The organism is Rhodopseudomonas sp. BR0C11 (assembly GCF_010820945.1).
GTDB lineage: Bacteria > Pseudomonadota > Alphaproteobacteria > Rhizobiales > Xanthobacteraceae > Rhodopseudomonas > Rhodopseudomonas palustris_H.
In genome coordinates, this window is the sequence record NZ_QTKI01000138.1 from 1 (window position 1) to 11,062 (window position 11,062).

Annotated in this window: 10 protein-coding genes and 1 pseudogene; 3 read left to right on the forward strand and 8 right to left on the reverse strand. The window is 67.1% G+C overall.

Annotated elements, in window-relative coordinates:
* Window positions 1-1,163, reverse strand: a pseudogene (locus DYI24_RS12670) (hypothetical protein); the annotation flags it as partial.
* Between the two features lie 196 nt (window positions 1,164-1,359).
* Here DYI24_RS12670 and DYI24_RS12675 point away from each other — a divergent pair.
* Window positions 1,360-2,256 (forward strand): dienelactone hydrolase family protein, encoded by an 897-nt coding sequence (locus DYI24_RS12675; RefSeq protein ID WP_205523496.1) that lies wholly within the window; start codon window positions 1,360-1,362, stop codon window positions 2,254-2,256.
* Window positions 2,257-2,328: 72 nt separating this feature from the next.
* Window positions 2,329-2,607 (forward strand): hypothetical protein, encoded by a 279-nt coding sequence (locus DYI24_RS12680; RefSeq protein WP_164572535.1) that lies wholly within the window; start codon window positions 2,329-2,331, stop codon window positions 2,605-2,607.
* 181 nt (window positions 2,608-2,788) lie between these two features.
* On the opposite strand, the gene DYI24_RS12685 is transcribed toward DYI24_RS12680, so the two are convergent.
* The gene (locus DYI24_RS12685) at window positions 2,789-3,646 is read right to left on the reverse strand and encodes an SDR family oxidoreductase (RefSeq protein ID WP_164572536.1); all 858 of its coding nucleotides are present in this window, start codon (window positions 3,644-3,646) and stop codon (window positions 2,789-2,791) included.
* A 198-nt stretch (window positions 3,647-3,844) separates the two neighbouring features.
* On the reverse strand, window positions 3,845-5,377 hold the full coding sequence (locus DYI24_RS12690) for an acyl-CoA carboxylase subunit beta (RefSeq protein ID WP_107345049.1): 1,533 nt from the start codon (window positions 5,375-5,377) through the stop codon (window positions 3,845-3,847).
* A gap of 277 nt (window positions 5,378-5,654) precedes the next feature.
* Between DYI24_RS12690 and DYI24_RS12695 the strand changes: the two genes are divergently transcribed.
* A complete protein-coding gene (locus tag DYI24_RS12695) occupies window positions 5,655-6,071 on the forward strand; it encodes a DUF4260 domain-containing protein (protein WP_107356108.1) in 417 nt (138 codons plus the stop codon).
* Between the two features lie 8 nt (window positions 6,072-6,079).
* Here DYI24_RS12695 and DYI24_RS12700 read toward each other — a convergent pair whose 3' ends face one another.
* The 5 genes from DYI24_RS12700 to DYI24_RS12720 all read right to left on the reverse strand — a co-directional run bounded on the left by DYI24_RS12700 (window position 6,080) and on the right by DYI24_RS12720 (window position 10,944).
* A complete protein-coding gene (locus tag DYI24_RS12700) occupies window positions 6,080-6,355 on the reverse strand; it encodes an EscU/YscU/HrcU family type III secretion system export apparatus switch protein (protein ID WP_107345051.1) in 276 nt (91 codons plus the stop codon).
* Window positions 6,352-8,148 carry a flagellar hook-length control protein FliK gene (gene fliK / locus DYI24_RS12705; protein ID WP_164572537.1) on the reverse strand — a complete coding sequence of 599 codons (1,797 nt, stop codon included), beginning with the start codon at window positions 8,146-8,148 and terminating at the stop codon, window positions 6,352-6,354. Before fliK ends, DYI24_RS12700 begins: the two co-directional genes overlap by 4 nt.
* Before the next feature lie 69 nt (window positions 8,149-8,217).
* On the reverse strand, window positions 8,218-9,003 hold the full coding sequence (locus DYI24_RS12710; protein ID WP_164572538.1) for an ATP12 family chaperone protein: 786 nt from the start codon (window positions 9,001-9,003) through the stop codon (window positions 8,218-8,220).
* 14 nt (window positions 9,004-9,017) lie between these two features.
* On the reverse strand, window positions 9,018-9,380 hold the full coding sequence (locus DYI24_RS12715) for a hypothetical protein (RefSeq protein ID WP_107345054.1): 363 nt from the start codon (window positions 9,378-9,380) through the stop codon (window positions 9,018-9,020).
* A 196-nt stretch (window positions 9,381-9,576) separates the two neighbouring features.
* Window positions 9,577-10,944, reverse strand: a complete 1,368-nt coding sequence (locus DYI24_RS12720; protein ID WP_164572539.1) for an RluA family pseudouridine synthase — start codon at window positions 10,942-10,944, stop codon at window positions 9,577-9,579.
* Between the last annotated feature and the right edge of the window lie 118 nt (window positions 10,945-11,062).

Sequence of the window (11,062 nt, forward strand, 5' to 3'; positions counted from 1 at the left end):
GGGTTGTACTTGCCAGTGTCCTTCAAGCGCGACAGCAGCGCGCGGCGGGCATCGGTCTCGGCCTCGGCGAGCCGGCCTTGTCGCGCCTTGGTCCGCGCCTGACTAATGATGGTGAGATCGACCGCCTGCAGTAATTGCGATTCAGATGGCGGGTTTTCCGAGCCGAGGAGCGGCTTGATAGCGGCCCTCCGTCGTTGCTCGCCGAGCCGATAGGCAGACTCGGCCTCGCGGATCTGGCCGCGAGCCTCGAACAGCAGGGCGCGGCCGGTCTCGATTTCGGCTTCCCAGCTCTGGCCAAACACGGCGTAGGACTTGCGCCACCCGGGCAGGAAGCTGGTCCGCGCTTCTTTAATCAGCGCATCGTTACGGCGAAGATAGGCCTCCGCCTGCGGGATGTCGCCCAGCTGGATCAAGAATTGTGCGATGCTGCGGTTGGCCCCGAATTGATACCCTTTGGAGCCAGCCTGAGTGCCGATCTCCTTGTTCTGGCGCAGATAGAGGTCGAGCGCCTTCTTCGGATCGCCGGCGCTGGCGTATTGGAGGGCGGCGAGCTGGATCAAGCGACCCATGAGGTTAGGGCTCGCCGCGCCGCGGCCGACTTCGATCGCCTTGTCGGCGTCGGCCAGCGTGTCGGCCAGACGGCCAAGCTGAGCGCGGGCATTCGCGCGGTCGAAATAGAACTGGGCCAACTCCGCCTTCGATTCCTTCCCTGTTGGAATCGCGTCGGCGGCAGCCTTGACCTCGGCGATTTTGGCGGCGTTCGGCTTCTCGCTATCGAGAATGGCGGTGATGTCGGCGATGGTGCGGGGCGGCGCGACGAAGCCTGCACTGGCGGCGGTGCCGGTTGGCAGTTTGGGGGCAGCTTCGGTCGGGATCGCTACCGCCACATTAGCCCGCCCGTTGGCGGATTGCATCGCTGCCATCACGCAGGCGCGTACCCGCGGCGTCGCCCGCGCGCGGCACGCTTCGAGACCGCCGCCGCTGCGCATGCACTCCATCACGATCGGACGGCCGACCGACATGCGGCATTGTTCCACAGCGGCTTCCTTGGTCAGGGCGAGTGCCGGCGAGCTTGCGATACTAATTAAGCCGGCCGCGAGGAGACGGCGGCGGAGCCTTGAGCCAACATGGCACTTGCGGAGGAGGAGGGCCTGCTGTTGCATGGCGCTGCTTTCGACAAATGCATTCTCTAAAATACAAGTATTCTAGCGACACCCTGCTTTCGATCACAAGCGAAATAGCGACCCGGTAATTCCGAAAATCCGGAACAATCGTGGTGATCGTCGGGTGCCTTGTGCGCGACGAACCTGGTTCGGAGTGGGGAACCGGACCGCTGGAGGACAGGAAGTGCTCCTGCCGATGCTGTTAGGTGCCGCCTGGATTATCCTCGCGCTGGCGCAGCCGGCGGCAGCGGGAGAGGACGCCGATACGCTCGTGCTGCCGCACGACATCGTGCAGCGAGCGGCATCCTTCGCCGATGACCTGGCGCTGCCTGATCGCGCCGAGGCGATCGATGCGCTTACCGCGCCGCGCATGGCGCTGCTGAAGCCGTCCGGCGACGGGCCATTTCCCGCGCTAGTGCTGCTGCATCAATGCGCTGGACTAAATAGTGCGGTTGCGGCTTGGGCGCGGCGGGCGGTCGCGCGAAACTACGCGGTTCTATTGCTCGATGCGTTCAGCGCGCGCGGCGTCACCAGCGTGTGCTATGGCCCGAAGGCCGGGGTCAATCTCGTGCGCGGCGCCAAGGACGCGTTGCAGGCGGCGCAGCATTTGCGCCGAAAGCCCTTTGTTGATCCCAAACGAGTTGCGCTGGTCGGGTTTTCCTGGGGCGGCATGGTCGGCCTGTTGGCCGCGCGCCGGCACTATATAGACGCCTTCGGAACGGGACCGGGCTTTGCGGCCGTCGCTAGCTTCTATCCTGGCTGCTTCCGCATCAAGCCGCCCGGCGGCCGCGACTACGAGCTGGTCGGCCCCGACATCGCCCAGCCGCTGCTGCTGATGATGGGCGAAGCCGACACCGAGACGCCCGCCGCCGAATGCATCGACAAGCTGACGCCGCTCAAGGCCGCCGGCGCCCCGGTGGAGTGGCACGTCTATGCCGGCACGACGCATTGCTGGGACTGCCAGCAGCTCGACGGGCGGAGCAAGACCGATGTCCGCGGCAACCACGTTGCCTACCGCTATCAGCCGGACGTGGTCGCGGATTCGGAGCGGCGGCTGTTCGCGTTTCTGGAGCGAAGCTGGGCGCGAAAGTAAGCGGGCCTCGCCGCACGATTGCAGCCTTTGCCGGTGCGTGCAAGATTGCCAGCCGTGAGGACAGGGGGGCAGGTGCTGAAGACCATCGCGACGCTGGCCGTCGGCCTGCCGCTGGTTGCGCTGGCGACGGCGCTGGCCGCATCCCGCCTGTATCAAGGCCTGGCGATCGGACAGATCTCCACCCGCATCAGCGGCCTCGACACCGGCTACGCCCGGCTGATCAGCTTCGACAGCGACCCAATCCAGTTCACGCTCGCCCTCATCGCCGCCGCCCTTGTGGTGGCCTTCGGGCTGTTTGTATTCGCCGGGGTGATGGCGAAGGGTTGGCGGTGGTTCAGTCGCCGTCAATAGCCCTCGGTAGCTCGCATGAGCGCAGCGACATGCGGGTGCGCCAAACCTGGATGTCGCTTCGCTCATCCAGGCTACGCTTGCTTGTCGCCCTTAAGGCAGCGCAGTCCCGAATTCGGCTCGAGGACGCGGCTCAACCAGCTTACACGGGGCGCCAGGCTCCGCTATCAAAGCTCTCCGCCCACTAAGCTGGCCCCTCCCCAAGCGCTCGCAAGGCCACGAGTCCTTCCCGATAGGATGGATAGGCCAATGTAACACCCAACTCCGTGCGGATCAGATCGTTGCGGACCCGGCAATTCTCCAGATAGAAGCTGCGCGCCATCGGGGACAGATCGGCGCGCTCGAAAGCAATTTCAGGAGGCGGTGTTCGTCCGCATAGTTTCGCAGCGTATTCGACGACCTGCTGCGGCGGTGCCGGCTCATTGTCGGTGACATTGTAAATGGCGCCCGGTCGCGGCCGCGAAAGTGACGCAGCGACCACCGCGGCGATATCGGCAACGTGAATTCGATTGAAGACCTGGCCGGGCTTGATGATACGCGTCGCCGTTCCGGCTGCGAGCTTCTCCAGCTGGTTTCGGCCCGGGCCGTAGATCCCGGACAGACGAAAAACTTGCGCGCCTAACGCCAGCCAGCGCTGCTCGGCGGCGATCCGGAGTTGCGAGCGGGGTTTTTCGGAGGTCGCAGGCGTTGTTTCGTCGACCCAATTGCCGAGGTGATCACCGTACACGCCGATCGTCGAGAGATAGCCGATCCACCGCGACCTGGAATCACTGGCGATCGCGCGAGTGAAGGACGAGAGAACCGGATCGCCGGATTCATTCGGAGGGATCGACGACAGAATGGCGTCGCTCGACTTGATATCATCAGCGATCAGAGGATCGACAAAAGAGGATGAAAACAACCGCGCAGTGATCCCGCGCCGGCCCAACTCTTCGGCCTTGGCGGTTGTTCTGACGGTTGCAGTGACCTCGATCCCCGCGCCCTGCAAATGCTGGGCGATGTAGCTCGCCGAATAGCCCAAGCCAAAAATCAGAATTCTCATCCGGACATCATTTCATCAAGCCGTGACGATGCTCACGGATACCAGACATCTGAGCCGATGGCTGCGTTCTTGTGAGTCCGCATCCTGGTTGGACCGACCAATCAGCCAGGCGAGGAGCTTCGCGGCCCCTTCAAACACGAAGGGCGGTGATCGTGTCGCGATCACCGCCCTTTTCCAAACTCGAACGAGCCGATGCCGTTACAGCGGCATGTTGTCGTGCTTCTTCTGCGGGATTTCCATCTTCTTGTCGCGCAGCATCGCCAGCGCGCGGGCGATGCGGCGGCGGGTGGCGTGCGGCAGGATCACGTCGTCGATATAGCCGCGCTCGGCAGCGATGAACGGCGACAGGAAGCGGTCCTCATATTCCTTGGTCCGCGCCGCGATCTTCTCCGGATCGTCCATGTCCTGACGGAAGATGATCTCGACCGCGCCCTTGGCGCCCATCACGGCGATCTGCGCGCTCGGCCAGGCGTAGTTGATGTCGGCGCCGATTTCCTTCGACGCCATCACGTCGAACGCGCCGCCATAAGCCTTGCGGGTGATCACGGTGACCAGCGGCACGGTGCACTGCGAGAACGCGAACAACAGCTTGGCGCCGTGCTTGATCAGGCCGCCGTATTCCTGCGCGGTGCCCGGCAGGAAGCCCGGCACGTCGACGAAGGTGACGATCGGGATGTTGAAGCTGTCGCAGAACCGCACGAACCGCGCCGCTTTACGCGAGGCGTCGCTGTCGAGCACGCCGGCAAGCACCATCGGCTGGTTGGCGACGAAGCCCACCGTGCGGCCGGCGATGCGGCCGAAGCCGGTGATGATGTTCTTGGCGAAGGTGTCCTGCAGCTCGAAGAAGTCGCCCTCGTCCACGACTTTGAGGATCAGCTCCTTCATGTCGTAGGGCTTGTTCGGATTGTCGGGGATCAGCGTATCGAGCGAGAAGTCCTCACGCTCGATATCGTCGAAGCTCGGCCATTCCGGCACGCCTTCGGAGGAGTTCGCCGGCAGGAAGTCGAGCAGCCGGCGCATCTGCAGCAGGGTCTCGACGTCGTTCTCGAACGCGCCGTCGGCGATCGACGACTTGGTGGCGTGCACCGACGCGCCGCCGAGTTCTTCCGGGGTGACGACTTCGTTGGTCACCGTCTTCACGACGTCCGGGCCGGTGACGAACATGTAGCTGGTGTTCTTCACCATGAAGATGAAGTCGGTCATCGCCGGCGCATAGACGTCGCCGCCGGCGCACGGGCCCATGATGACGCTGATCTGCGGGATCACGCCGGAGGCCTGCACCACGCGGCGGAACACGTAGGAGTAACCGGCGAGCGCCGCGACGCCTTCCTGGATGCGGGCGCCGCCGGCATCGTACAGGCCGATGATCGGGGCCCGCGCCTTCAGCGCCATGTCCTGGATCTTGGTGATCTTCGCCGCGTGGGTCTCGGACAGCGAGCCGCCGAACACGGTGAAGTCCTTGGCGAATACGAACACCTTGCGGCCGTTGACCGTGCCCCAGCCGGTGACGACGCCGTCGCCGGGGATCTTGGTCTTCGCCATCCCGAATTCGGTCGAGCGGTGCTGGACGAACATGTCCATCTCCTCGAACGAATGCTTGTCGAGCAGCAGGTCGATCCGTTCGCGTGCGGTGAGCCGGCCGCGGGCGTGCTGCGCATTGATGCGCTTTTCGCCGCCGCCGAGCTTGGCTGCCGTGCGCCGTTCGTCCAATGCTTCCAGGATGTGCTTCATGATCAATAAGCCGGTTTTCTTTTCTTGGTTGGGCGTGCGGAGGTTTTGCCCTTTTCACCGCAACAATCAAGGCCTTCTAGCAGGGCGCCTCGCAGGAGGAAACCGCCTTGGACCGAACCGGCCTAGCCCTTTTGGCGTGTCCTGAGCCGGTTCGGCCGCGACCTGAGGACGGCATCCGGACACCGCCCCCAAATCTGCATCGGCCGGATGCGAAACCGCGATGGCGGCTTCGGCTGCGAGCCCTGTATATCGCGGGGCCGCCAGCTGGAGCCGACCGATGACCGCCGCCCTGCCCTCCGCCGATCCGTCCGTGGCCAGCGGCGGCATCCTGACCGTGCTGCGGGCCGAGGGGCTGGCGGTGTTTGCCGGCTGCACGCTGTTCTATGTGATCTCGGACGCGCCCTGGGAGCTGTATGCGCTGCTGTTTTTCGCGCCCGACCTCGGCTTCCTCGGCTATCTGGCCGGGCCCAAAGTCGGCGCGGTGGTCTATAACGTGCTGCATTCGACCATCGGGCCGCTGCTGCTGGCGATCGCCGGGATCGTGCTGGTGGTACCCTATGCCGGCACGGTGGCGATGATCTGGCTGGCCCATATCGGCTTCGACCGGGCGCTCGGCTACGGCCTGAAATACAAGACCGGCTTCCGCTTCACCCATCTCGGCCCGATCGGCAAGGCGCCGGCGCAGCCGCGCTGAGCCTCAGCTCAGCGCACCGGGCCGCGCCCCGACAGCCGCAGCACGAAGGCAAGCACCTCAGCGACAGCCTTGTAGAGCTCCTCGGGGATTTCGTCGCCGAGCTCGACGTGCGACAGCGCGCCGGCGAGCACTTCGTTCTCCTCGATGGGAATGTCGTGCTGCTTGGCGACTTCGATGATCTTGGCGCCGAGCACGCCCTTGCCCTTGGCGACCACGCGCGGGGCCCCGGCGTAGTCATAGTGCAGCGCGATCGCGAGCGGGTTCTTGGTGTCGGTTGCGGTCACAGCGCGCGGTCCAGGAAATGGCCGGCCACCGCCGGGCGTGGTGCGGGCGGCGCGCCGTCGCGCACCACGATATCGCCGGAGACCAGATCGGCGCGAGCCAGCGCGCGGCCGAGGTCGGCGGCGCCCGCGCGCAATTGAGCGGTTGTGGCGGGGCGTTCCGCCCACAGCCGCACCGAGGTCTTCTCGCCGCGCAGCGAAATCAGGGCGTGCACCGGCCCGGCCGGCTCGACATCGAGCGAAAACCGCGCCTGCCACACCGTCCCGGACGAGCCAGCGGCCTGAGCGGCTTCGTCGCGGTCGCGCGAAATCTCGAACTGCGCCACGGCCGTTCCCTGCGGGGTGGCGAGCGGAATCTCGAACGCCCAGCGCGGCTGGGCGGCATCGACCCGGGCCGGTGCCGCGTCGGCACGATCCGGCAGGGAGGCGACCTGCAGCAGCGTCTGCCGTGCCAGCGCGCCTTCGGTCTCGGTCAGAATCCGGCGCAAATTGGCATCGACCGGGGCGTGCGGCGTCAGATTGGCCGGCATCACCGGCTGGGCGGCCGGCAGCGCGCCGGGAAACGGCGGTGGCGGCGTGTTGGTGCGGGCGATGCCGCTGTCGTCCTTGATGACCCGGTTACCGGTCAGCGCTGGCAGCAGCGACAGCAGCACCGGATTGCTGAGCCCGGCCTTGGCCAGCACCGCCGCGGTCTGCGGATCGGCCTGCAGCGCCTGCTGCAACGCGCTCAGCGTCGCCGCGGTGCTGGTCGCCGCGGTCTGGGCCTGAGTCGTAGACGCGGTCGCGGAGGTCGCGGTGCCGGTGAGCTGGGCGATGACGTTCTGCACCAGCGATTGCTCGGAGGTGGATGCGCTGGCAGTTGCGGCCGCGCCCGCAGCGGTGGCCGACGCCGCCAGCGTCGGCGAAGCGGTCAGCGGCAGCGCGGTGGTGGTGCCATTCGCGGTCGTCGTGGCGGCGGTCGAAGTGGTGGCGCCGAGCAGATTGGCCTCAGCCTCGAGCTTGGCGGTGAGCGCCAGCAGCGAGGTGCCCTGCCCGTTCTGCAGCACCGGCGTCGCCGTGGTGCCGCCGGCCTGCGCGGTCGCCGCCCCGAGCGCGGTGGTCAGCACCTGGCGCAGCACCAGCAGCGCTGCCTTCAGGTCGGTGCCGGCGCCGGCGGTCCCGCTCGCCAGCGCGGCTTCCAGGAAGATCCCGGAATTCTGAAACGCTTTCTGGATGCCGGCGCCGGTCAGGCCGCCTGCGGTCGGCAGCTGCTGCGCCAACACCTGCGCCGCGGCGTCGCGCACCGCCGCCGGCAGCCCGCTCGAATTCGCCACAGCGCCGAGATTGGCAAACAGCGCCGACAGCCCGGTCTGCTGCGTAACGGCGGTTTCGGCGGCGGTCGCCACCGCGGCCGCCTGCTGCGGCGTTAGCGCCTGGGTCGTGGTCGGCACGATGCTCGGCGCCGCCTGCGCCGAGGTCAGCACGATCGCCTGCGGCCCGAGCGTAACGCTGTCGATCGCCGCGCCGGACGCTGCCAGCGCCGCCTGCGCGGTCGTGGTGGTCACCGGCTGATTGACGATCGCGAGCCGCACCCCGGCATCGGTCTGCGACACCGACACCTGCAGCGTCTGCCCGGCCTGCAGCGGGACCTGCGTAGTGGCTTCGACGGTCTGGCCGCCGATCGCGATTCGAACCTGGTTGTTATCGCCGACCGACAGCACCTTGGCCTGCAGCACCGACCCGGGCTGCAGCAGCACGTCTGCGGTCACGCCTTGCAGCGCAACGAGGGAAAGGTTCGGATTGACCGAAATCGCCATCGCTGTCCTTTGCGGGCGGCTGCGCTGAGTGCGATCCGCCCAGACTAAGCGAGGGACGTAAACCCGTCGTTAACTTCTCCGGGAACCCAGCGCCGCGATCACCTGGGCTACGGCGGCGAACTCCGCCTGCTTGGCGGCGCGGCGCGCGGCGGCCTCCTCATCGAGGCCCCACTGCTCGATGTTCCAATCCTCGTCGACATGCGCCGCCGCCCACACCTGATCGGCCTCGAGCCGGCCGTGGGCCAGCGCCAGCGCCAGCAACGCCGAGCCGGTGATGGTGGTGACGACATGCAGCGCGCCGAGCAGCCAGGGATCGCCCGGCAGCGCCGCGCGCGCCGCGGCGAGCGCGGTCTCGGGCTGGCCGACATGGACGATGCCCTGCGCCAGGATGAAATGCGCCCCGAGCGCATCCTTGGCCCAGAACAGCACCGGGTCCCAATGCGCGCCTTCGCGCGCGATCAGTTCTTCCGGGTGCTCGGCGCGATAGAACAAAAGGTCGGAGCCGAAGTACTTGGCGATGTCGTCGGTCACCGCATCGATCCGGCCGGCAACGCCGTCGATCACGCTGTTGGCGAGCCGGGTCAGCGGCATGGTCGACGGATCGATGGTCTCGCCCTGCGCCTGCCATTCGGCGGCGATCGCTTCGGCCAGAGCCCGATCCGGCGCGGCCAGCGCGTTGCGCGACGGCGTCTTCACCGCGCGGCCGTCGAGCCGCACCGCGAAGCCGCCGTTGTCCTCGGCAACGCCGGCCTCGGTGTAGAACCTCTTCGGCAGTTGCGCCCGGCTGGTGCGCCGCACCGCTTCGTTGGGATCGAGCGGCGACTTGCCGGCCACCTCGTCGAACAGATCACGCATCTTGGTTTCTCGAACTACTGTTGAGCACAGGCGCGCGAATACGCGGCGCGGTCGGCCGAGTTGAGCTGGGCCGCGGTGGAGTCGTTCAGGCAGTCCTGAATCCGGTCGCCGAATGAGCGGCCACGCCGAAGCTGCGCCTTCGGCAGATCCGGCGCCGGCTGAATCCGCTCATGCGTCAGCGGCGGCGGATCGGCGAGCTTCGGCACCACCGGCACGGTGATCACCGGCGGCGGCGCAGACGGAGGTGGCGGCGGCGGCGTGATGCTCGACGGCGCGGTGCCCGGAATGATGATCTGCGCGGCGGCCGGGCCGGCGAGGACAAACAAGGTGATCAGACCAGCGAGTGCGCAACCGGCCAGATAGTTCACCTTCGTCATTCCCGCGCTTGTCGCGGGCATCCACGTCTTGGCCGCCGTCGCAAGGCGTGGATGGCCGGGCCTTCGCCCCGCCGAAGCGGCTTCGACCGCGCAGGCGGGACAAGCCCTGGCATGACGGGAGAGTGAGTGGAGAGGAAGCGTTGTCATCTTAGCCATGTCGGCATCGCCGCGCCCCGCCGCAAGCGGCGCCGGGGCGTCATTCTTCCGGCGCATGTTCGATCGGATCGAACCGGTCGTGCTCGAGGCCGAGCAGGTTCCAACTCTGCAGCATGTGCGGCGGCAACGGCGCCGAGACGTCGATCACACCGCCGCGCGGATGCGGGATCACGATCCGGCGCGCCAAGAGATGCAGCCGGTTCTGCAGGCCACCGGGAAGCTGCCAGTTCTCGATGTTGAAGTACTTCGGATCACCGACGATGGCGTGGCCAATATGCGCCATGTGGGCGCGGAGCTGATGGGTGCGCCCGGTCACCGGCTTCAGCGACACCCAGGCCAGCTTCTGCCCCGAGGTCTCGACCACCGCGTAGTACGTCACCGCATGGCTGGCGCCGTCGTCGCCGTGCTTGGCGACGCGCATGATCGAATCCTCTTCGCTCTCGTCCTTGGCCAGATAGGTCGAGATCCGACCCTGCTTCGGCTTCGGCACGCCGGCGACCAGCGCCCAATAGATCTTGCGCGCCGAGCGATGGCGGAACGAACCGGTCAGCGCGGTCGCGGCGAAGCGGGTCTTGGCGACCAAGAGACAGCCGGCGGTCTCCTTGTCGATCCGGTGCACCAGGCGCGGCTTCTGGCCCTTACTGTCGCGCAGCACTTCGAGCATCTGGTCGATGTGCCGCGTGGTGCCCGAGCCGCCCTGCACCGCGAGCCCGGCCGGCTTGTTCAGCACCAGCACGTCGGCGTCTTCGAACAGCGTCATCGCCTTCAGCGTCTGAAGGGTTTTCTGCTCGGCTTCGGACAGATGCCCGGGCAGCTTCGGCGTATCGAGCTTGAGCGGCGGAATCCGTACGCTCTGGCCTTCTTCCAGCCGGTCCTTCGAATCGGCGCGCTTGCCGTTCACCCGCAGCTCGCCTTTGCGGACGATGCGCTGGATGTGGGAGAACGACAGGCCGGGAAACCGCGCTTCGAGAAAGCGATCGACCCGCATGCCGTTCTCGTCCGCCGTGACGGTGACGGTCTCGACCTTGGTCGGCAACGGCGCGTCGGGCTTGGCCTCGGACCGCTCGTGGGTCTCGACCGGCGCCGGCTGCACCGCGCGCGGCCTGCTCTCACCCGCCGGCCGCGACGATCGCGCCGGCCCCGACCCGAACCGCACCGGCTTGTCGCCGGACCGCGGCTGCCGCGACGCTCCCTCGCCGCGCGAGGTCTTCGAAGGCCCACCAGCGCGCAACGGCTTGGCATCGCGCGACGGCTTGGCGCCACCGGGCTTGCCGGCGCCAGCCTTGCCCGCGACAGCTTTGCCGGCACCCGGCTTCCCGGTCTTAGCGCCCAGCCCGGCGCGCGCCGGCTTGCCGCGCGCGCCGTCGGGGCCACGCTTGGCGAGAGGTTTCTTGACGCGGCGGCTCATGGGATGCTCCGGGGGAAATTCGTGCCGTGCCTAGCGCAAAAGCGGCCGCCGGTCACGGTGGATTTGCCGCGCCGCCGGCCCGATCGCCACTTCTTCTGACCGACAGCATGTCAAAGAC

What these genes read in the sequence shown, in the direction of transcription:
- DYI24_RS12675 (WP_205523496.1), top strand. Translation starts at nt 1,360, where the DNA reads ATGCTGTTAGGTGCCGCCTGGATTATCCTCGCGCTGGCGCAGCCGGCG.
- DYI24_RS12685 (WP_164572536.1), bottom strand. Translation starts at nt 3,646, where the DNA reads ATGAGAATTCTGATTTTTGGCTTGGGCTATTCGGCGAGCTACATCGCC.
- DYI24_RS12690 (WP_107345049.1), bottom strand. Translation starts at nt 5,377, where the DNA reads ATGAAGCACATCCTGGAAGCATTGGACGAACGGCGCACGGCAGCCAAG.
- DYI24_RS12695 (WP_107356108.1), top strand. Translation starts at nt 5,655, where the DNA reads ATGACCGCCGCCCTGCCCTCCGCCGATCCGTCCGTGGCCAGCGGCGGC.
- fliK (WP_164572537.1), bottom strand. Translation starts at nt 8,148, where the DNA reads ATGGCGATTTCGGTCAATCCGAACCTTTCCCTCGTTGCGCTGCAAGGC.
- DYI24_RS12710 (WP_164572538.1), bottom strand. Translation starts at nt 9,003, where the DNA reads ATGCGTGATCTGTTCGACGAGGTGGCCGGCAAGTCGCCGCTCGATCCC.
- DYI24_RS12715 (WP_107345054.1), bottom strand. Translation starts at nt 9,380, where the DNA reads ATGACGAAGGTGAACTATCTGGCCGGTTGCGCACTCGCTGGTCTGATC.
- DYI24_RS12720 (WP_164572539.1), bottom strand. Translation starts at nt 10,944, where the DNA reads ATGAGCCGCCGCGTCAAGAAACCTCTCGCCAAGCGTGGCCCCGACGGC.